The sequence below is a fragment of the Bacillus sp. JH7 genome (genome assembly GCF_001563515.1).
Lineage (GTDB): Bacteria > Bacillota > Bacilli > Bacillales > Bacillaceae_G > Bacillus_A > Bacillus_A cereus.
This window is the reverse complement of sequence record NZ_LPUS01000030.1, coordinates 212,449-234,350: the sequence shown is the minus strand read 5'-3', so window position 1 is coordinate 234,350 and position 21,902 is coordinate 212,449. Positions and strand designations below refer to the sequence as shown.

Below are 21,902 nucleotides of genomic sequence, written 5' to 3'. Positions count from 1 at the left end.
GATGTTACAATTAGGAGTACTGCATATTTACTGCAGCTTTAGATTAGAAAACTAATGTCATACTAAACATTGCGAATAAACACCAAAAAGCTTAGGATTTAAGCTGGAGGAAGGCACCTTTGGGTGTCTTTTTTATTTTCACCCGACAAAATATGACAGTATACAAATAACTTGTTTGCTACCATGAGGGAAAAAATCTTACATTTTGAAAGGGGAAATAATATGAGCAACAACCGATTAGAAAAAAGACAAAATGAACGTTCACAAGGAAAGTGGTATAAAAAAATTATAGGGTTCCGTTCCGGCACTGAGTGGAAAATGGTTGTTGCATGTTTTGTATACCTAGCTATTATCGGTGGAATCATTGATGGATTTAAAGGCGATAAAAAAGAATCACAACAGGTAACTGCTGATGTTGAAAAAGAAAGACAAGAAGCAATAAAAAAAGCTCAAGATGAAGATAAAACGAATGCTGAAGAAGAGAAAAGGAAACAAGAAAAAGAAGCCGCTGCACAACCTGTAGAGAAAAAAGAGGAATCACTTGAAGATAAGGTTAAAAAGCTGGCTAGCAACGAATTTGGCAAGGGAAAAGTTGAATCTGTTAAAGTGAATGACAACTTAGGGACTGAAGATCCAAACGATAAAATTGTATTATTAACTGCTGAAGCCAAAGAAAACGTATCAGCAAATTACACTAAAAAAGGCATGTGGATTGCTACAATATCTATATTAAAAGATTTAAAAAATGAAAAAAACATAAGCGAAATTGCTTTCTTTTATACATATCCACTAGTGGACCAATACGGTAACGAGAAAAAGGATAATGTCATGAAAATCAGATTTAATCGCGAAACATTAGACAAGATCAATTACGATAACTTTTTACATAACAACTTGCCTAAAGTAGCTAATCAATATTGGGAACACCCTGCATTAAGTAAGAAATAATTAGCACTCGAAAGGGTGCTTTTATTTTACTCTCAGACATAAATAAAATTAGGGGTGATACGCATGAGAAAGGGATTTATTGTGGGATTACTGCTTACTACATGTCTATTATTTTCTGGTTGCTCAGCTAATATGAAATATGTAGAACATGAGACTAAGGAAAAATTAGAAGATAGTCCTTTAGGCCCTTATATTGAAAAAGTCGATTATAAAGCTGATAAAAAAGAAGAAGATACTACACCAGTAAATATTCAAGTAAACGTAGATGAAAGGTTCTCAGATTTGTCTACCATGGAAAAATACCAAATCATGTATAATACGCTCGATCAAATTATGGGTTCTTTTAATGATGTTTATTGCGGAGAGAATAGATCCTGTCGTTACAAGGAGCTGAAATTATTGTATGATGACGATACATTTGTTATGGACATTTTTGATAAAATGCTTGTTATAAACGATTTCGAAAAATATTCAAAGCGTGATTATGACATAGAACTAGATAATAGCACTTATAAAGCCAACTCCAATAATACCTCTAAATACACACCACAAAAGAAAGAGAAATTTGCTAGTAATGGAATGAACTATAGGGTTATATTTGATTTTATGAAAGAGCAGTACAGAATCCTCACAAACAATGACGAAAACTACATCCCTGAAATACATGATCCGCAAGTTGCTGAAATAGCTGCTAAACGGTTTGGAATAACAGCCAAAGAAGCTGGATTTATTTATGAAGAAGTGCAAATGGATGCTTTTAGATAATCTATAGACCTGGATCATATTTCTCAATATATACAACAATTTAACATGGTAAAATAATATTTGGATTGGCATCCGATACCATATTACTATACGATGGCTCAAGTCGGAGGAAGGCACCTTAGGGTGTCTTTTCTTTATGAGGGGGCCCGCCAAATCACCACCAACTAAAAAATAAACACCCCCAAAACGAAAAAGATGAGCTACCTTCTCAAAGTAACTACCTGTAGAGAAAGAAAATTTCCGTTTAGGGGGGGACTTTAAAATCTTAGCTTGATAGAGATGTGGCGGTACCCCTATCAAGGATTCTAATTCGCCTGTTCAACCTCCTACAGCAAAACGGGCGAAAATCTCATCGATTTGAGAAGAAAACAGTCTTTGACATATTGGGTGTCGTTTACAATTGTACCATGTCTGATAATCAAGCGGCTTAATTCAAAAAAATGAAACCCGTTAGGGTTTATTTCGTATGCAAATCTTTAAATTTCCTACACGTAGCCTTTAGAAAAAAGAAACCACCTCTACTATAATCGACGTTGTATGAGCTTAGCTTGATAGCGATGTGGTGCTACCCCATATAAGTTGATATTTATTAAATGTTCTACAGTATCTAAAGAAGCGAGAAATTGTACACTACATAAAACAGTAAAATAAATATCCGATCCCTTAGCGTACAAGGAACCGGATATTTTGTGTCTGAATTGTGTCTAAACGTACAATTTTCTTTTTTTGATATGGTGACTCCTACCTAGCTCTTTCCTATCAAAGATTACGCCCTCTCAACGACGTTTAAGCGTTTTAAAGGACATCTTATTATTTATCTACAAGTTCCGTTCTTTTTTTAAGAAATATTTCTCGTTCCTTTTCATCTAAAAGGTCTTGGAATGAATCGTGGTAACTAAAATATTTCATCCTTTCCTCACTGCTAAAAACGTCTAATATGGAGTCTTTACTACTGAGATTTCCTTTTGCCTTTTCAAGTGCTTTAATCTCTAAATCTAAGATTTTAACATACTCTTTATGTACTTCCTTAAATTCGGAAGGAGCAGAGAGGTTTTTTGTCTCTTTTAGAATAGAAACACGGTTTTCAATGTATTTCTTTTTTTCATCTATTGAAAGTTTGTAATCACCTATTTTTTCAAAATCCTCATCTGCATTACTACTTTCTTTTGCGGCTCCATTCAAATAATCCTCTTTTGATAGCGAAGAACATGCGACCAAAAACAGAATAGAACATAGCAAAGTCACAATTACCTTTTGTAATTTCATATTTTTCTCCTTACTAATATGCATATTTTTTATGAATAGTACTATTTCATTTCAAATTTATCTCTTAACTTCAGCCCATTTATAGTTAAATTCCCCACCAAAATCATTTGTCACAATGCCTTTTACCGAAGAACGTTGTAAATATGATCTACCTTGTTGATAAAAAGGCGCTACCGCTCCATCTTCTAATAAGATTTTCTCTGCTTGTTTCATTGCTTTCCAACGTGCCTTTTCATCACTAGCTAAATCTGTTTTCACTTTAAGAATGAGTTCATCATATTGTTTGTTTGAATACTTATCAAAGTTATATGTACTATCTGTTGTAAATAAATCTAAAAACGTAATCGGATCAGGAATATCCGGCCCCCATACATCTACACCTATGTCATAATCGCTACTTAATAACAATTCAATTTGTTGTTTACGTGGCTGCGGTTTAACATTCACAGTTAATCCATTCAAATTCTTTTCAAGCTCACCTTTTAAATACTCTGCATTTCTCTTTGCTAATGCATTGTCACTAGTTAGCAATTCTAATGTTACTTCTTCTTTCCCTAGCTCTTTCTTCGCTTTTTCCCACTCTTTCTTCGCTGCATCTACATCATATTTCGTTAAGTTTCCATTCTCTTTTCGGAAGTCTTTTCCGTCCGACCCTTTTGCAAAATTAAGCGGTACAATCCCTTCCGCTGGAAGCGAGCCATTGTTTAGAACTGTTTCTGTAAAAGCCTTCTTATCAAACGCTTTACTGATTGCTAATCTTGCATATTTATTTTTTAACACTTCATTTTTTTGGTTCAAACGTAAAAACTGCATAGTTACTCCAGGGCGCTCCTTGAAGTCAGGACTCTGTCTATATTTGTCTACAAAATCTCCTGTTAACCCTACACGATCTATTTGACCCGATTCATATAAATTCACTTCTGTTGACTTATCTTTTATAATATCGAAATTAATTTCATCTAATTTAACTGTTTGAGCATCCCAATAGGATTTATTCTTCTTAAATTGAAAACCTTGTTCATGCTTCCAACTATCCAGCATAAATGCCCCATTATAAATTAACTGATCTGCTTCTAGACCATATCGATTCCCTTTTGATTTAAAATACTTCTCGTTTATTGGTAAAAACGTTGGAAACGTTGTCAAATTTACAAAGTAAGGGACGGGTTGTTCTAATTGCACTTCTAACGTTTTATTATCTACCGCTTTTACTCCTAGCTGATCTATAGGTAGCTCTTTACTATTTATTTTCTTTGCATTCTTTATGTCAAAGAATAGAAACGAGTATTCTGCTGCTGTATCAGGACTCACAGCTCTTTTCCAAGCAAAAACAAAGTCTTCAGCTGTAACTGGCGTTCCGTTTGACCATTTCGATTCTCTCAAGTGGAATGTGTAAGTTTTTTTATCTTCACTTACATCATAAGATTCCGCCACACCAGGAATTAATTTATTATCTTTCCCAAGTATATACAGACCTTCAAACACATTTCGCATTACATTCATTGATTCACTATCAGTTGCCTTTGTTACATCCATTGTTGGGATCTCCGCTATATACGGTAAATTAATGGATTGTTTTTTTCTTTCTTGTCAGTTGCCTTTGCTGTATTTTTAGTCTCTGTCTCTCCACTACTACAAGCGGTTAGTAGAAAACTAGCACATAAAACAAAAGCAACAACCGATGTAACCTTTTTAAACATCTTGCTTTCTTCCTCTCTACATGTACGGTTCATTTTATTAAAATATCTATATATCGGATTTTAAAGAATATTAGAAGAAAGTTTTTCATTCTCTAAACGTATTCCAGCACCTTTTCTCCTATATGTAGCATCTAAATAATAAACCTCATATTACTTTAACACTAAAAACGTAGCACTCTAGAGATTATTGTGTCAATCACTAAAACTTATTTTTAGTAAGGTATGTGAAATTATAGTTTAAAAAATCTATGAGGATATTAAAAAAATGTATAAAACCGAGACGGTCATGAACAATCTAATTATAAAGGAGTGATAATGATGATAAATGATGAGTTAAACTGGCAGAAAATATTAGAAATAGGAGCTAGTTCATTGGGTTCTTCAATAGGTGCAGCAGTAATTAGTGAAATGTTTCCATCAAAAGATAGTGCTACAGAAGCGGTGGAAAGAGCAGTAGAAGAAATTTGTGATAGGATACAAAAAATCATTGACCAAGAATTTTTAGATGACTATGTAGATAGGTGTAACAGTATTGCGAGACGTCTACAGGGCTATCCTGAGAGCCAAGATGAGAATATTTTACACTCAATATATGACGATGGTTCAGATTTAGTGGATCATTTAAAACGTTTTGATAAATTTGAAGGTATAACAGCCCTTGTTTACATTTGCACTTTGCATCTAACTGACATAAAAGCTCTTAGTGATATTATCCCTGGGTACAAAACTACTTTAAGTCGTTGTGGGAAAGAGTATGCTGATTTATGTGAACCACGTAGTGACAGATTAGTTGACTTTACAAATGTAAGTGTAGGCGAGGCAATGTTTGGTAATAGCGGCAACTACGATGTAATTACTGCTCCTACTACTTCTAATTCTTATCCTACACTCAAATACCGCTTTTATTTTGTAGATGAGTGGGATGAGAATTTAGATACTAGAGCTCATATTTATGATTCTGATCCCATATTATTAACAGATTCACTATGGTACACAGAATCTCCAGGTACCCCACGTTACAAATTAACCGAAGCAGGCAGAAATGCTCCATCTGTTCAAAGGATCTATCTTGATGCTAGATCTGATATACAATCACAGAGAGATAATTTCTTAAATGTCAGGTTAGATGTTGCAAATAGTATGCGTGAAAATATTCGTACAGCATGTGATGAGTGGCGAAAGCTTTAAATTCATAAGTATATACAGCAACCTATTAAATACATTCCTCATAAACGGATATAACAATTAATTAGTTTAAACCCAACAAAGAAAGTATATATTCCATTTTTAATAGAGAATGAGTGCACCGTTCAATGGGTGTACTCATTCCCAAAACTTCCACCATGATTTTTTCTTTGCTGCCGCTATTTCTTCCTGGGCTAATACAATAGTCCGTTTTGCTTCTTGGATCTCTCTGACCATCTTCATAAGGTTATCGTCCCTTAGCTCTAACCTCTTTTCTACCCTTTCTTCACGTTCCTTCCGATCCATCATATCTTCCATTATTAATTTATTTCTTTCTTTTATATCCTCTTCAATTAATTTGTTCTTTTGATCTATACGATCACCTAGTCTCTTTTCCATCTCTAATAAGTTTGCTTGCTGCACCTTATTAATTTCTTCAATCATAGCGCTATATTGTTGTTGGAATTGATATTGCATTTGATAAGGAACTGGATCTGTACCCTGGGATTCCTCTTTCTTATTAGCGATTCCAAACTGCTTTGCAATCATTTTCGCAGCTTTTTCTAAAGTCATGCCATCTTGCTTACTCAATTCTACTAACTGTTCAATAAGTACAACATCAAACTCTGTATATTCTCTTCTCCCTCTACTATTCTTTCTTACATCATAACCTTCACGCTCAAGGACATCCGAATACTTTCTAAGTGTGCTGCCGCTTACCCCTAAACGACTATAAACCTCATTGCTGGTATATACTATTTCCGCTTCTGACATAGCGCTACGCCACCTCCTATAAGTGGAATTCCATATTGAAGGAATAATCCCTTTTAAAATCCATCGACGAAGCTCGCACGGTCTTTGCTGTATTTTGTCAGAATCAAGATTAGAACACTTTCAAGATTGAAACACTTTATATAAGTTACCTTTATAAGAAACATATATAATTCTTCTTAACTATATAATGTTCGGATGAATAAGAATGTAGTAAGACAACAAATCTATTTAATTTTAGAAGTGCATACAAACATAACCCTGTTCTAAATTTAGAACAGGGTTGAAAATATAGCAGTTTAAAAATCTAAACTCCATACAATAATAGTTACCGATTATTTACTTAGTCTCAAAAAATATTTTACAATTCCCTTTATTATTATTTCTGAGCACTTGCCATTGACCATTAGCAAATCTTCGTGCTGCGTCAATATCTTCAAATCTATATTGATCATAGTTATGAACTTGTTGGGTGTCGTCCAACTTTGAAAAATAATAATCCATTACTACAAACATGTTAGAAGCGTTGATAATAGTAATTTGGCGTTCTTTATTATTAAAAACACCCCAGCCAATTAGTTCACCAGGAATAATTGGATATTTTTCTTGGTATATTTTAACTTGAATTGGACGAATAATTCCAATACCTATACCGATAATAGCAAATCCAGTAACAACTACATCCTTTAATCCGTAAATATGAGAAGATATAATAAGTGCTACCGAAAGTATAATTGCAATCCAATAAAAAATGTTATTTTTTTTAGGCGGTCCATCATCAAGTGCTATGATGATTGAAGAGGAAATACCTACACCAATACCTGTAAAATACAAAGCACCCCAACTATTATATTGTATTTTTGATTGGTCAAATACTCCAACAGCACCAATTACAGCTAGCATAGCCCCCATTCCTATGAGGAAAATCCCAATACTAACACCGTCATTGAGAGCCAACTTTACATATCCTTTTTTCATATCATTTAGTATTTTCATTTTCTATTAACCCTCCATTATATAGCCAGTTCTCATATATTAAGAACTCAGTGAATTATATCTTCTACTCTATAATTTTTTCAATACTTGATAGCATTTCTTTTTTATCTACGACTAAGGGCAGCGAAAACACAGCTGTATTTTCTAAGTCTTCTCTTCTATATCGTATTAATGATTGTACTTTTATCTTTGGAACACCTTGTTGCTTCAGGTAGCGATAAACCATAACTTTATACCGGAATTTTATATTAAGATCTTCTATACCATCTAATAGATCTTTGAGACTATATAACTTTATAGGAAACTCACTAACCACAAACTCTTTAACAACTTTATTCATTAATTCCGTTTTCGAATACAGAGTATTTGTCTGCTGTAGCGCTATAGTTTCAAACATCTTAGAAGTAGTAGTTTCTTTTTCTTGATTTCTGGCTAATTCCCCCAACTTCTTCCTGGCTTCGGTGTTTAACTCATTTAAATAATATCGTTCCCGATCAACTAATAAAACCGACTCTTTTAATATAAATTGTTGAAAACCATTTCGAGAAAACAATTTGCGTTTCGTGAACAAATCTATATATTTACTTTGCTCACCATGTGTAAATAACGCTTTATTTGCTACAGAGTTAATATATACATGATATATGTATGGCGCTATATTCCTTTGAACATAATCATAACTACAACAAAGATACACAGCCATTTCATCAATTGTCATATTAAAATCATCTTCTATCAATTCTAAGTATGAAAATGCTATTTCCTCCAATGATAGCCCCTTACCTGGGATACTAATTAAAAACTCACTTCCCATTCATCTTCCCCTCCCCTAAATAGTTATATAATCTAGCATAGCATATCAAACCTATTATATGTTACGTATAAAGGTAACTTAAAAGCACAGTTTACAAATTCTTAAAAAGGGATACCGATTAAAGCACCGAAAATATAAATTGAGAACCAACGAAATTCTATTAAAAATGAACATGAAGATTCTTATAACAAAGGGGATAGAATAATGTATTTTGCAAATGAAGAACATGAACGGAATTACATTAGATTATTAGATGCAAAAGGAATTGAACCTGGTGACGATCCTGAATATGAAGCAGCTTTCTATATTACTGCACATCCTGATATACACAAGTGTTTTGATTGGTCTTTATGTAGGATAGAATACTCTTCATTAGGTGAATTACTATCTCCTGAAGAGGATATTAAAGGAGTAAATCCTGGCGCACTTACTGGAACAACTCTACCACTCGTTAAGGCTGGTCAATCATTATTTAACGGATATAAAGTAGATCTATCAGATTTGCCCTTATATAATGAGGAGTTTTTCCAGGTGTTCTTCCAGGCGGCGTGTAACTTTATAAGATATAAAAACTCCATTTAATAAAAAATTGAATGGAGTTTTTATTAAAATGACATATATATTTATATACAGAAAATACGATTAATGTTTTTTTAAAAACCCGAATCCACTCATCATTTTCATTATTTTATCATTTTCACTCTGTGCTCGTTTCGAAGATACGAAATAAGGGTGAGAACTGTTCAGGGAATCTGTAGCTCGAATTATCACAGCAGAGTTTTGATTCTCCTTTAATATTGAATGAGGTAATATTTCAATTAACTCTTCTTCCTCTTTAGAATCCCATTTATTTTCTTTCCAACAAACTAGTATAAAAATCGCATTCATTAGCCTTAAATAATATGTTGCTTCAACATTTTCATTCTTGTATAATTCAAGATCTTTCCCAAACTGTTTACCTGTTAGAAAGATCGGTAGATTTGCTGCTACTTCAAACGGCAGCGCTCCAATGTCTGTCAATTGTACATATGAGCCCAAGAATAAGCTGTACTTACTTGTAGATTCCGAACTTTCTCCTATCATATATTTTGCATTCCTCCTCAACCAATTAGAACTCTCTTCCTTCCGCATTCCATTGTATAAAATTTTCATTACCCATTTACTTAATATAAGATGATTATACTCAATACTTTTTTCTTCATTTTTTGAAATATCTTCAGAAAAATATTTAAGAATAAAATCATTTCCATAGTCATCTAATTTTCCGAGAATATCATTATTACACTTTTCACATACATCATTAACGACCTGTTTGCTAGGAGATAATGGTATAGCCTTTTTTTCTCCTGGTTCACCCTTTTTATCTTCCAAAAAAGCATGGTCAAATTCAGGGAATTTAGAGATGAGACCATTCGGATATATATGTTCTCCCGTTAATTTCCCAGAACTAGAATTACAATAAGCACAAACTTTTACCATAGAATTCAACCCCTTATTTTTGTTGCAACCAATAATTAACATTGCAACTTCTCACTTAATTATAAACTTTTTTATTATATTTAAAATCCCCCTTCATAAAAGAACGTAAGTTCGTGTATAATAAGAACATACGTTCTTTATTTAAGGAGGAATCACAGTGTATGACTATTCAATCCTACCGAATAGAATCATCTTATGTGTGGATCTACGGAGTTTTTACGCTTCAGTTAGTTGCATCAAAATGGGATTAGATCCTATGCATACAAAATTGGCTGTAGTAGGTGATGTGAATAGAAATGGTTCAATCGTTCTAGCGGCAACCCCACCATTAAAAGCATTAGGTGTAAAGAAGATGGCAAGATTATACGAGATTCCTCGCAGAAAAGATATTCTTGTTGTAAATCCAATTATGAGTACTTACATTAAATGCTCCAATTACATAACAAAATTAGCTTTGCAATACGTTCCTATTGAGGATTTCCACCAATATTCCATTGATGAATTCTTCATGGATATTACGGACAGTATTCATTTATTTGCCCAAGAACCTCATGAATTCGCAATGAAATTTAAGCGTGAAATATACGATCATACACGAATTGAATGTACCATCGGAATTGCTCCTAACCCACTCATGAGTAAGGTTGCCCTAGATATTGAAGCTAAGAAAAACAAAGATGGAATTGCTTTTTGGCAGTACGAGGACATACCTACAAAACTATGGAGCATACGCCCCCTTAATAAATTTTGGGGCATATCATATAAAACAGAAGAAAAGTTAAATAGAAAGGGAATATACTCTATTGGAGATTTAGCCAATTATCCCCTTAAATACTTAAAACAGAGCTTTGGCAAGATTGGGGAAGAATTACACTTACATAGCCACGGAATCGACTTTAGTCGCATTTCAGAAAAATATGTTCCTTCCACAACTTCAATTGGGAAAAGCCAAATTTTAATGCGTGACTACACAATAGAAGAATTTCCGATTATTTTACTGGAACATATAGAAGAAGTTTGTTATCGGCTTAGAAGACAAAATAAACTTGCCCAAACCGTTCATTTTTCTGTCGGTTATAGCAAGAGTTATACCGGTGGCATTAGAAAAACACATACTTTAAACCGCCCAACAAATTTAACAATGGATATATATCATATCTGTACATACTTTTTACATCAACAATATACTGGCGAACCCATTCGCAGCATAAACATATCCTTAACAAACCTAATTCAAGAAGGAGAAGAACAAATTTCTCTTTTTGATAATGTCACGAAACGAGAACAAGAAGTTAAGTTAACAAAAGTAATGGATGAAATACGAACAAAGTTTGGGAAGAACAGTATTTTACGAGGGATTTCCTACACGCATAGCGCTACAGCTAGACATAGAAACACACTAATAGGAGGACACAGATCATGAATAATGCTACTATGCCAAAAGGAAGAGGTATGGTCAAATGGTCTCCATTCGCAGCGATGCCTGAACAGTTTGCTGGCATCCGTGAAATCATCAAGGAGAAAAACAAAGTAACTCGGCCAATCTTAACAGATGACGAAAAAGAATTAATTGAGAACATGTTGTTATGTTCCTTATTATCTGAAGAAGAAATACTAATTACATACTACGAAGATGGTTATTTACTCTCTAGCTATATGACTGTTGTTGATATAGATCCATCAAATAGTGCTGTTATATGTACCGATGCTTTTTATAACAAGATAAAACTACAATTTTCTAATATAATAGGTGTAAAATAGAACACATTAACGTTATCAAGTTAGGTTCATTTAAGGGAGTGTAAAAATGCAAGGGAATCAATTAAAGAAGAACACAGCAGGAGTCGTTATTCATAATGATATTAAAAAATATCCCTTCCTAAATATACCTATGATTATTAATGAGGAAGACGGAATGGTTTATGAGGTGTTAAACGCTGGTTTTTACACTAATGATGCAGTAGCAATTATAACAACAGATGATTTTACTACAACCAGGGTAAATGCACCAATTATAACAGTAAAAAATAACGATGGTAGTATTCAAGTATATCGTTTACCTTTAGAACTAGAACATTGGGTACTTTCTTGTATGCGTGCTGCTTCAGTAGAAAAAAATCCATTTCCGTGTAAAGTTGCTTTTGGAATCATTGACACTAAATTTTATGTAGAATTCATGTGAAAAGGAGCAAATGATTTTGCTCCTTTTAGTATTACTGATGTCGAAGGCACCCTAATGAATAATCTAATTTAGTTCATATAATTTTGAATGTATTACTTTAGCATCTATATTGAATTTTTCAAGAATAACTTCTACTACGCTCGCAAACCAAGGAGGTGCATCAGGTGAAATATATATACTTTCAATTAATTCATTAAGATCCACTTTGAGATTTATTCCATGTATATCTTCATATTTTGTTGCATCATCCCAAAAACCTTTTTCATCAAGAGCTGAATAAACTACTCTTACCTCTTCTTCATGCTTGAATGATAGTCTTTTTGTAAAGAATGGCAGAATCTTATCTCCAATATAATTTTCTTCCTTTAAATGATCTATGTATCCTACTTTCCCAATATATATATCCTTCCCACAACAATTCAAACTTCGTTTAACTCTTCCGAAAGTAGTTTGAACAGCTATCCCTTCACCACTTTTAACATATAAATCCCACATTGCAGCTGATTGTTCTTCATTTAAATGCCAACAATTTACAAATACATTCTTTCTTATGAATTCCGCTGTTTCTAGTTTTACTTTTGAATAGTCATCATAACTTCCAAATACAAGACTCCTACATCCACCTAAATCATCATTTCCCAAGAAGTAACTGTTATCCATTATCAAATTCTGATTCTCTATAACTTTTTTCACATTTTCCAAGCCAAATAGACGCCCTTCGAATACATCTCTAAATTTATCTGACCTACATAAATATAATGATTCATTAGATAATAAACTCACTAATTTAGCAAAATCCATATAGCGCCATAGCTTGGCATCCTCTTCTATATTTGAATTAACATCATCATGATCTACTAACAAAGACTTTCACCTTCCCCTTAACATTACTTTTTTCTTCTATTATATAAAAACAATAATATAACAAGCTATTTTTTTGGAAAAAGAATATTCATAGCTTCTATTGTTAAAATCCATTCTCCTCGTTGTTTCTCTTCAGGTTTGTAGTATTTCAACTTTCCCTCAACAATCAGTTTACTCACCAAACCATCCTGTTTAGATCTCTTTAACTTCATCCTCAATGCATCTTGTGTTATCCCCAGCGATTACACGCTTCTCTCGGTGTCATAATTTCATCTAGCATAAATAACATCCCTATCGCCTCATTTCATTGCTTATAAGTAACATTCAACCAAATACAGTAAAAATATGGTACGATTGTTTACAAAATATATACAAGAAGGAGAATCAAATGGATAACCAATTAATGTCACTATCTTTCTCAATGGAAGCAAATAAAGGTGTGTACGCTTTGCTATTAGGTTCAGGAGTATCCTATTCAGCTAATATTCCTACTGGGTGGGGAATACTTAAAGAATTATGCAGAAGAATAATGGAGTTAAAAAAAGAGAATCATGATGATCCAATTCAGTGGTATGAAAATTTTTTCAAGAAAACACCAGCATATGATGAAGTAATTGAATTTTTATCTAACACTGCAACTGAAAGAGTAAGTTTATTAGAAGAATTTTTCGAACCAAACGAAAACGATGAAGATAATACGAAAAAACCAACAATAGCACATAAACAAATTGCAAAGTTAGTTAAAGGTGGCTATATCAAAGTAATAGTAACAACAAACTTTGACCGATTAATGGAACAGGCTTTAGATGAATTAAAAATTCCATACCAAACTTTATATCATGATTCGGACATAAAAGGAATGAAACCCTTAGCACATGCAAATTGTACTATTTTAAAAATTCATGGAGACTATAGGGATACTCGATTTAAAAACGTTAGCAACGAGTTAGAAAAATACTCTAAACCCCTTTCAGATTTATTACAACAGGTATTTGATGAATATGGAATCATTACATCTGGTTGGTCTGCTGAATGGGATACTGCATTAAGAGATACTATAAAATCAGTGCCATCACGCCGCTATTCTTGGTATTGGCACGCTTATAACGAAACACTAGGCGAGCAAGCTGAAGCATTATTAAAATGGCGAGATGGAATCAAGATAGTAGATGGTAATGGAGCAGATAGCTTTTTCAATTTACTTGCTGAAAATGTGGAAAGCATCTCTAAACTAAAAAAAACTGACCATCAAAATATTCAAGTTAAGATAAATAAATTAAAAAAATATATAACAAATGATTTAGAAATAGAACTCCGTGAGATGCTTACAGAAGAAACACAGAACCTAGTTCAATTTGTAAAATCAGTTACTCTTCCCGATAATCCTACGACTGAAGATATGAAAGAACACATTGAAAACATCAAAGAAAAAGCATGTACGTTAGCAATAATGTTAACAACACTTACGTATTATTCAAAAAAAGAAACACACGAATCAATTATTTGCGAAACTTTACAAAGACTCACTACTGCACAAAGTATATCAGGCACAAATTTTTATCTTTGTTGCTCTAAATTACCAGCAGTTATCGGACTTTATAGTACCGGTATTGCCGCAGTCATGAAAAAAAACTACAAATTATTAAACAAATTATTTACAGGAGTTAACATCAGAACAAATATATATTATCCAGAAACTTTCTTAGAATTCACTAACTCGTACGGTGAAATACATAGAGCTTTCGAACCTCTATATATAGAAGAGAACTATACACATCTTTTCGAAGAAGCATTTATATACCCTCTCATGTCTGAAACCTATAATAATAGTAAGCTTGTTTTTGATGAACAAGAACTAAATGAGTATTATGATATCTTCGAATTATTACTAGGCTTAAAACGTAGATTTGTAAGCAATATCGGATTTCCTATTGGAATTTTAGCTACCAAACATGATATATCACACATTCAACAATTCTTAAAATTAGGATCGGCGGAGAAAGAAAACTGGTTAGTCCTAGAACTATTTGATAACAACATGGAGAATTTCCGGAATTCTTTAGAAAAACTAAATTATAGAAGCGAAAGATACATTAATTTCGATATAAATGAATTACTAAAATTCTATCCTAACACTATGCAGTCATAGTATTTTTAAATAAGTAAAGAACCCTTTTTTAAAAGGGTTCTTTACTTATACCTAAGTGTTACTATATTAATCTTTAAATATCCAAATCAAAATTCTTACTGCTATTTCACCAAGTCGGATTCCTCGATCAATTTTACGATTTCTTTTTTCCTCCAATCTCTTTTTTTCTTCTTTCTCACACTTCTTTTTTGGAAATGTTTTTTTGTGATTTTCTTTTTTCATAAATCTCAGCCCTTTCTTTCCAACTATATTCCATCTATGTATATCCACTTCCCCACCAGAGAAATTATCAGACACAGTGTTGCTTTTCTCTTATTTGTATTAATTTCTAATATAAGAATCTAATTTAGGGAATTCAAAAGGTACAAGTTATAAAATTTCGTGATAGAATTATTTGTAAATAAAAACCACAGGGGTGAGGTTAATGGAGGAAAAACAAAAGGAAAATAAAATAATCGAATTTAGCAATATACTAAGTGAAAAAGCAAAACTAACTTTTGATAATCTTAATTTTTTTAAACATTTTACTGAATTAGATAAAAAGGTTTCCGAAGATGAAAAAGAAAAAGCAATCAAATTATTAGACACTATAAATAATATGAAAGACGATAAAACAAAAGCTGAAACATTAAAAAATTATATTGATTCAAATGACCGGAAAGAAATAATCCAGAAGATAATTTACGCCGCAAAATATTTGTGCAGTTCAGTCGCAATAATTGTAGTTGCTGTACTTTTAAATCAAAATAATAATAAAAATCTTTAGTTTCCTTCGATTAAAAAAAGACTGTTAATTAGACGGTCTTTTTTTAATCGAAAGTCCCGAAAGGTACAGCTTTAGATATAGTATATTCTTTGCAGCGTAAACTACTTCAAAAGGTATCAAAATATACATAAGACATACTTCATAAGTACACATACTTTTTGAGGTGTGTTTATTGAATGATTTCATGCTTATTGGAGGGAGAATAGTGCCCTATCAGTTGGGTACACCGCAGAGAATCTCCTTATTGTGATGTTTATTTGTTTATATATAATCTGGTATGTGAAATTTTACAATTGAGTTCTCCTATACTATTCCTTTAAAATTCTTATAGCATTCTATACGAATCTTATGGTATTATAGGGATAGAAAATTTGTTTCCATTGTTTATACTCTATTGTACGTAGCGTGAAGGACAAACCTTACGCCCAGTTAACTCGGGCGAGGTTTGTCCTTTTTTTTACTTTAAGGAGGAATTTACTATGAATAAAGGCTACAAAATTGGAGCAATTATTACCACATTATGCGTTGCTTGTGTCTCTATCTTTACTTTAACTAAAAATGAATCTGTTAACCCAGAGACTGTAACACCAAACAAAACAATTGTATCAGCTGCAGAAACAAAAGGATCACCCGAAAATATTAAAGATATTTCAAAAGAAGAATTAAAGCAAAAAATACAATCCCATGAAGAGTTTATCGCGTATTACTATCAACCAACTTGTCATTATTGTAAAAAGGCAGCACCAGATATCAATAGTATGTCAAAAAAGCATGATAGAACCATCTATCGTATTGATATCTCTACGCCAGAAAATCAAAGTGCCTTTCAAGAGTTCGACATTCCTGGTACTCCAGTTGTTGTAGCTTATAACAGAGGCGAAGAAATTGAACGCCTAGAAGGTGCAGTGTCAGCAGCTACATATGACGGATTCTTTGCGAGACGTAATTCGAGCGCTAGTTAATATAGTGCTCGTTTTTCTTTGTAAGAAAGGAGAATTTAAATGCAACAAAGCGCCCGTATTTATTCTTTAGACATAATAAGAGGTATTGCCATACTATGTATCCTATTTGCTAATCTACCTACTATGACGGGACTAGATCCCTTTAATCAAGTGGGTTACTCCGGTACAGATAAAGTGATTCGTTTATTAATAGATTTATTTATACAGGCAAAATTCTATACTATTTTTGCGTTCTTATTTGGAGTAGGGTTTTATATCTTTATAAAAAATGCTGAAGCAAAAGGCTATTCTATGTATAAGCTGTTTAGCCGTAGATTGTGTATCTTACTACTCTTTGGTTTACTCCACTTTATATTTCTATGGTATGGAGATATTCTACACGCATATGCCTTAGCTGGATTTATCCTATTGTTCTTTTATAAGCGATCTACAAAGCTTATTTTTATAGTTGGCTGCATCTCTCTATTTGTTAGCTATACACTACATGCTATTTTATTTACACAAGCAGGTTCTTCTATTTCTGCCGTACCAAGTTACTATCAATATATGTTTACAGGCAACACTACCAATCACACTGTAAATCTATTTACACATTATTCACATCAAGTAAAAGCTCGTCTGTTCTTTTTAATGATCGAGGAATTTCAACAATTACTAGTAGGAATTCCGGAATATATAGGCTTATTTTTAATTGGTTTATGGGCTGGTAAGAAGGATATTTTTAAAAGGGTACCAGAATTAATAAAAGAAATTAGTTTTATCCAGTGGAGTTCGTTATGCATTTCATGTCTTCTCTCTTGTCCTATTATCTACTATTTTATAAAAACGGATGTCTATTACTCTCAGGATATTAAACTATGGATTCTATTTGGAGGGAAAACGCTAGCTATATTCTATGTTTGTACTCTACTTAGGGTTTGTGAGAATAAAAAATATATAGAGCGGCTGCAACCCTTTATGAACATAGGCAAGTATGCTTTAACGAATTACATTAGCCAAAGTATACTAACTCTTGTCATTCTTTCGTTGTACTTTAAAGATGTCTCACAGGTATATTACTGGCAACTATGTATCTTCGGGATTTTAATTATCTTTGCGCAAATTATATTCAGCAAAATTTGGAGTAAATATTTCCGCTATGGTCCCATTGAATGGATATGGAGAAAAGGAATTTACAAAAAATAACCTATTTTTCACCAGTTTCATGCAATTAACTGAAAAAAATGATAAAATATTATATGAAAGATTAAAGATATATTTGTGATTGTAAAATGATGCTATTAAAATGGTTCAAGTCAGAGAAAGGCACCTTAAGGTGCCTTATCTTTATGGGGGAGCAACACATACCCATAAAAATAACGGAACAGCTTGCCCATATCCATCAACTTAATAATTTAGAATTAGCCCAAAACGGAAATTACACATTACTTGTTACTATCATTGCTATTATTTATAGTGGGAGCAATTAGCTCAACAACATAGGCATGTATAGTAACCTCTAATAAGATATTTTATTTAAAAACGCAGTCTATTTTTTCTCTATCGTAATCTAGAATCCAGTTATTATATTTTTCATAAATACCTTGGATAGAATCAATTGAAGCGGCTATCAAATCCGCGCCTCTATCATCGTAAATATGAAAAATAGTACCTTTTTTGATATTTATAAAAAAGACATCGTGGAGAATCTTTGGTTTTATTCCCATATCTTGATTACAAATTGCTTTTATCATTGTTGCGTGTTTAATATCAGATACTTTACATGTAAGAACAAACCTATGTGTTTTATATTTACCTTCTTCATCATCTTCCGGAAAAAGATAAGGGACTGTTATCCCATTTAATTTATACAAAACTTTTTTAGTTTTAATATAAGGAGAAAATATTTTTAGTTTATGTTTGAAAACTGATTTATCCCCAAAATCATCCACATTAGATACGATAATAATGTCATCTTCAGGAGCATGCAAGGAATTAAATAAACTAACTGCTCTTTCGTATACCTTTAGTAAATATGGACTTTTTGCATAGGCATATTTCACTTCATAATTTACACCCAACTCAAATCTAATTCCAATTTCCCAATTATAAAACAACGACGGTTTTAACTCCAATTTAGGGAAATGTTCATTCATATAATCTTTTAGTAGCATATTTGCACCTCATATTATTCTATATTTCTATAATAAAAGTACCGTAGTAATAGAGAGAAAGTAGGTAACCTTCAGATTACCTACTTTCTCTAAAATAATCAATCTCTAAGGATCTTTCCATTTTTATCTAAAGTCGCTATTCTTTTACCTGCTTTATTTAATAATTTGTAAAAACTTCCACCGTGAGGATTATTACCTCGGTCTCTAACAATCATCCAACCTGATTTAGGATCTTTTAATCTTCCAGCAGTTTTAATTGTAAATTTCGATAGATTTACAGATTGTTGCCCTAATCTTATAGCAGCAGGTACTATTCGTAAAATTGCCAAAACAATCGCTGGAATTACCGGTGCTAGGTACATTACATGATCTTGAACAACTTCAACTTCATTTGGATCAATATTTGCCATAACTTCTTCATAGGTTAATTCTACTTCATTAGTGTAATTATATTCATCAGCATATCCTTTCGTAGGGGCTAATGACGTAATACCTAATGATAAAACTGAAGCCATAAGTATAGATTTGATAAATTTTTTCATTTATATTTCCTCCAATTACTTTTTTTTACTATACACCCAAATATTAATTTTAATAGAACTTAATTACAAGTCTAGTTATCTATTCATTTTTTTGTTATGATTTATATGTAGAAAAATGGAAATTTAACCAAGTTTATAATTACAAATATTCAGAAAATATATTTTAAAAGAGTAATTATCTTTTTCTTATACTTGGCTTCACCATACATGCCAACCACCCTAAAGTTTCGTATTACTCCCAAAATGTAAGTGTTCTTACTCTACAGTTAATTATTAGGGAAAATCAGCTCTTTTTTACAAATTAACACAAATTTTCGTTCTGCGAATACTATAAAATTTTTGCTTGATGGCAATGTGAGACGGTATCCTTATATATATAAAGCCTCACATCATCCTATGTTGAGAGAACGGCGCTCCTAAAAAATAAGTTAAATTCCCATAGATATTAATCTAATAGTTAACTATTTACCCACTCCATAGTATAATAATATCTATATATTAAACTTAAGAGTTAACAAAAATTCATACGCTAATAAGCAAAACACAAAATCCCTTATAATAGCTCCATTTATCTTTTTTCATTTTTGTCGTAACTGCTATACAGAATTTCACAAAACCAAATTTCTTTTACATAAATTTAGGAGGTATAGCCTTCAACAGTTTCATGTTATTTGTAGCAGCTAAAGTATTAATCAAAAAAATTAAAAGCTAAGTATATACAACGATAAAATAAATTTCAGCTTATTTAAGGGTATCGCTACCTCACGATTATACTAATAAAATCAAGATGGAGGATTCAACATGAATAAACTAAAAAATTTCTTAAACGAGAACCTTTTCATTAAATATTCTGTATATATAATATTAGGATCTATAATAATAAGAACAGGTTATGAATTTGGCTATTTCATTACAAAACTCATGTTATAAAACAAATAAGAGAATCATCTGAGATACGTGTATAAATAGGCTATAGGCTGAAATTTACTTCCATAATATAAACTGTTTATTTTTATACAGGCACAGTTTTTTCTAGACGTACCGTCATATACCCAACAAGCAAATAAAAACAAATACCCCAAAACAAGAAAATTAACATCTACAGTTGAAAATCTACAATTTTTCTGTTTTAAATTCTATAAAATTTTTGCCAAATATTAATGGGAGATATTCCAAATTGCAAGTACCTGATGAGTATAAGCGTTTCTATAACTCTACTAATGCATGTCCTACAATAGAAAAAGCTCTCACAATTGATGTGAGAGCCTTATAACTGAATTATACAATTTCATTCTATTTTCAATCTCATCCCTGGAATTGTACAATTCGTTAATCTGTTGGCATTTCTTCTTGTTCATATAAAGGGGCGCCTGCTCTGTCTAATCCTGGCGCAACGGTTTATATAAATTGCTCTCTCTTTCTCTTATTCCGTTGTACATAATGACTCCTAAAACAATGACTAGAATTCCCAATAAGATCATGAACTCCTTCAACGTATTCTTACTCATCTTTGTTTGCCCAGCTCTTCTTTACTCTCTCCTTACGTACAAATTTTTCATCAAGACATTTGAAGCATAACCACAATTAAGTTCATACTAGCATGAACAACAAATGATACGATTAAACTATTGGTACGCACATATACTACAGCAAGTATAATTCCAATTAGAAAGTATCCAAATATAAATGGAAAGTCAAAATGCATAATAGAAAAGAAAAATGAACTTATTAACACACTCCAGGTTTGTTTAAACTTTCGATTTAAAATATTTATGGCCGCGTAACGAAAAACAAACTCTTCAACTAAAGGGGCAAGAAGCACAATTGAAATAAGAGCTACCGGAGATATAGTTGTAGCAGCGACTGTACTAGACGTATTTGCTGATTGCGTAGTTAGCTGGAATACAGTCTTATCTAAAAGACTACCAACCATCTGCGCAAGGAATACAAATACGGTTCCAATTAAAATCCATACAAATGAACTTCTTGATAATTTAATCGATAATTTTGTATCATTCATTAATTCTTTTCTATATATAAGAAAAAAGATTATCAATGTAAGTGAATATCCAATTAGCTCCCAATGTACAATCAATTGTTGGATTGCCGGCTGCTGGTTTCCCTGAATATCATACCATCCTGTCTTAGCTAGTAATTGCACTCCTATTATTCCAACAAATTGAGTCATTATAAAATATATAAGTATGACATAACCTGATTTATGTAAGTTACTATTATTCATTTTATTATATTCACCTTTTCTGCCTTCAATTTCTCTTTTAATCTCACAAACGTTTCATTTGAAAATCGGACGGCTTGTTCTGATAAAAATAACACTCTAATCCCTCCCAAAACAAACA

The 21,902-nt window shown here is 32.3% G+C and carries 21 protein-coding genes and 3 pseudogenes; 12 read left to right on the top strand and 12 right to left on the bottom strand.

Annotation, left to right across the window (positions count from 1 at the left end; all coding sequences use genetic code 11):
* Positions 1 to 222 precede the first annotated feature (222 nt).
* Together AU379_RS31070 and AU379_RS24675 are read left to right on the top strand one after the other, a co-directional pair.
* The gene (locus tag AU379_RS31070; RefSeq protein ID WP_061139943.1) at positions 223 to 948 is read left to right on the top strand and encodes a hypothetical protein; all 726 of its coding nucleotides are present in this window, start codon (positions 223 to 225) and stop codon (positions 946 to 948) included.
* A 63-nt stretch (positions 949 to 1,011) separates the two neighbouring features.
* Positions 1,012 to 1,713, top strand: a complete 702-nt coding sequence (locus AU379_RS24675; RefSeq protein ID WP_061139942.1) for a hypothetical protein — start codon at positions 1,012 to 1,014, stop codon at positions 1,711 to 1,713.
* An 810-nt stretch (positions 1,714 to 2,523) separates the two neighbouring features.
* Here the strand turns inward: AU379_RS24675 and AU379_RS24670 are convergent.
* Positions 2,524 to 2,979, bottom strand: a complete 456-nt coding sequence (locus AU379_RS24670) for a hypothetical protein (protein WP_061139941.1) — start codon at positions 2,977 to 2,979, stop codon at positions 2,524 to 2,526.
* A gap of 57 nt (positions 2,980 to 3,036) precedes the next feature.
* Positions 3,037 to 4,679: pseudogene (locus AU379_RS24665) on the bottom strand (peptide ABC transporter substrate-binding protein).
* A 318-nt stretch (positions 4,680 to 4,997) separates the two neighbouring features.
* Here AU379_RS24665 and AU379_RS24660 point away from each other — a divergent pair.
* Positions 4,998 to 5,867, top strand: a complete 870-nt coding sequence (locus AU379_RS24660; protein ID WP_061139940.1) for a hypothetical protein — start codon at positions 4,998 to 5,000, stop codon at positions 5,865 to 5,867.
* Between the two features lie 135 nt (positions 5,868 to 6,002).
* Here AU379_RS24660 and AU379_RS24655 read toward each other — a convergent pair whose 3' ends face one another.
* From AU379_RS24655 to AU379_RS24645, 3 genes are all read right to left on the bottom strand, one after another.
* Positions 6,003 to 6,638, bottom strand: coding sequence for a DUF3967 domain-containing protein (locus AU379_RS24655; RefSeq protein WP_061139939.1), 636 nt, complete (start codon positions 6,636 to 6,638; stop codon positions 6,003 to 6,005).
* 336 nt (positions 6,639 to 6,974) lie between these two features.
* A complete protein-coding gene (locus AU379_RS24650) occupies positions 6,975 to 7,631 on the bottom strand; it encodes a hypothetical protein (RefSeq protein WP_061139938.1) in 657 nt (218 codons plus the stop codon).
* 64 nt (positions 7,632 to 7,695) lie between these two features.
* Complete coding sequence (locus AU379_RS24645; protein ID WP_061139937.1) at positions 7,696 to 8,445, bottom strand: hypothetical protein; 750 nt, start codon at positions 8,443 to 8,445, stop codon at positions 7,696 to 7,698.
* Between the two features lie 204 nt (positions 8,446 to 8,649).
* On the opposite strand from AU379_RS24645, the gene AU379_RS24640 reads away from it, so the two are divergent.
* Positions 8,650 to 9,027, top strand: coding sequence for a hypothetical protein (locus tag AU379_RS24640; RefSeq protein ID WP_061139936.1), 378 nt, complete (start codon positions 8,650 to 8,652; stop codon positions 9,025 to 9,027).
* A gap of 60 nt (positions 9,028 to 9,087) precedes the next feature.
* On the opposite strand, the gene AU379_RS30805 is transcribed toward AU379_RS24640, so the two are convergent.
* Positions 9,088 to 9,966 carry a hypothetical protein gene (locus AU379_RS30805; protein WP_198303770.1) on the bottom strand — a complete coding sequence of 293 codons (879 nt, stop codon included), beginning with the start codon at positions 9,964 to 9,966 and terminating at the stop codon, positions 9,088 to 9,090.
* Positions 9,967 to 10,081: 115 nt separating this feature from the next.
* Here AU379_RS30805 and AU379_RS24630 point away from each other — a divergent pair, with 115 nt between their 5' ends.
* Genes AU379_RS24630 through AU379_RS24620 form a run of 3 tightly spaced genes read left to right on the top strand, consistent with a single transcriptional unit; the run spans position 10,082 to position 12,106 of the window.
* Entirely contained in the window at positions 10,082 to 11,347 is a 1,266-nt protein-coding gene (locus tag AU379_RS24630; RefSeq protein WP_061139935.1) for a Y-family DNA polymerase, read from the top strand.
* The gene (locus AU379_RS24625) at positions 11,344 to 11,685 is read left to right on the top strand and encodes a YolD-like family protein (RefSeq protein ID WP_061139934.1); all 342 of its coding nucleotides are present in this window, start codon (positions 11,344 to 11,346) and stop codon (positions 11,683 to 11,685) included. Before AU379_RS24630 ends, AU379_RS24625 begins: the two co-directional genes overlap by 4 nt.
* A 46-nt stretch (positions 11,686 to 11,731) precedes the next feature.
* On the top strand, positions 11,732 to 12,106 hold the full coding sequence (locus AU379_RS24620; protein WP_061139933.1) for a hypothetical protein: 375 nt from the start codon (positions 11,732 to 11,734) through the stop codon (positions 12,104 to 12,106).
* A gap of 63 nt (positions 12,107 to 12,169) precedes the next feature.
* Here the strand turns inward: AU379_RS24620 and AU379_RS24615 are convergent, their stop codons facing one another.
* Both AU379_RS24615 and AU379_RS30750 read right to left on the bottom strand, forming a co-directional pair.
* Positions 12,170 to 12,970 carry a hypothetical protein gene (locus AU379_RS24615; RefSeq protein WP_061139932.1) on the bottom strand — a complete coding sequence of 267 codons (801 nt, stop codon included), beginning with the start codon at positions 12,968 to 12,970 and terminating at the stop codon, positions 12,170 to 12,172.
* A gap of 65 nt (positions 12,971 to 13,035) precedes the next feature.
* Positions 13,036 to 13,259 (bottom strand): annotated as a pseudogene (locus AU379_RS30750) (MarR family transcriptional regulator).
* 99 nt (positions 13,260 to 13,358) lie between these two features.
* On the opposite strand from AU379_RS30750, the gene AU379_RS24605 reads away from it, so the two are divergent.
* Entirely contained in the window at positions 13,359 to 15,119 is a 1,761-nt protein-coding gene (locus AU379_RS24605; RefSeq protein WP_061139931.1) for an SIR2 family protein, read from the top strand.
* A 66-nt stretch (positions 15,120 to 15,185) separates the two neighbouring features.
* Here the strand turns inward: AU379_RS24605 and AU379_RS24600 are convergent, their stop codons facing one another.
* Positions 15,186 to 15,416 carry a hypothetical protein gene (locus tag AU379_RS24600; protein ID WP_061139930.1) on the bottom strand — a complete coding sequence of 77 codons (231 nt, stop codon included), beginning with the start codon at positions 15,414 to 15,416 and terminating at the stop codon, positions 15,186 to 15,188.
* Positions 15,417 to 15,543: 127 nt separating this feature from the next.
* On the opposite strand from AU379_RS24600, the gene AU379_RS24595 reads away from it, so the two are divergent.
* From AU379_RS24595 to AU379_RS24585, 3 genes are all read left to right on the top strand, one after another.
* Complete coding sequence (locus AU379_RS24595; RefSeq protein ID WP_061139929.1) at positions 15,544 to 15,885, top strand: hypothetical protein; 342 nt, start codon at positions 15,544 to 15,546, stop codon at positions 15,883 to 15,885.
* 479 nt (positions 15,886 to 16,364) lie between these two features.
* Positions 16,365 to 16,847, top strand: coding sequence for a thioredoxin family protein (locus AU379_RS24590; protein WP_061139928.1), 483 nt, complete (start codon positions 16,365 to 16,367; stop codon positions 16,845 to 16,847).
* Positions 16,848 to 16,886: 39 nt separating this feature from the next.
* The gene (locus tag AU379_RS24585; RefSeq protein WP_061139927.1) at positions 16,887 to 18,032 is read left to right on the top strand and encodes a DUF418 domain-containing protein; all 1,146 of its coding nucleotides are present in this window, start codon (positions 16,887 to 16,889) and stop codon (positions 18,030 to 18,032) included.
* A 326-nt stretch (positions 18,033 to 18,358) separates the two neighbouring features.
* Here AU379_RS24585 and AU379_RS24580 read toward each other — a convergent pair whose 3' ends face one another.
* Together AU379_RS24580 and AU379_RS24575 are read right to left on the bottom strand one after the other, a co-directional pair.
* The gene (locus AU379_RS24580) at positions 18,359 to 19,000 is read right to left on the bottom strand and encodes a DUF3885 domain-containing protein (RefSeq protein WP_061139926.1); all 642 of its coding nucleotides are present in this window, start codon (positions 18,998 to 19,000) and stop codon (positions 18,359 to 18,361) included.
* Between the two features lie 98 nt (positions 19,001 to 19,098).
* A complete protein-coding gene (locus AU379_RS24575) occupies positions 19,099 to 19,542 on the bottom strand; it encodes a hypothetical protein (RefSeq protein ID WP_061139925.1) in 444 nt (147 codons plus the stop codon).
* A gap of 495 nt (positions 19,543 to 20,037) precedes the next feature.
* Between AU379_RS24575 and AU379_RS31065 the strand changes: the two are divergent.
* Positions 20,038 to 20,254 (top strand): annotated as a pseudogene (locus tag AU379_RS31065) (hypothetical protein).
* A gap of 846 nt (positions 20,255 to 21,100) precedes the next feature.
* Here the strand turns inward: AU379_RS31065 and AU379_RS24570 are convergent.
* The gene (locus AU379_RS24570; RefSeq protein ID WP_061139924.1) at positions 21,101 to 21,784 is read right to left on the bottom strand and encodes a CPBP family intramembrane glutamic endopeptidase; all 684 of its coding nucleotides are present in this window, start codon (positions 21,782 to 21,784) and stop codon (positions 21,101 to 21,103) included.
* Positions 21,785 to 21,902: the final 118 nt, after the last annotated feature.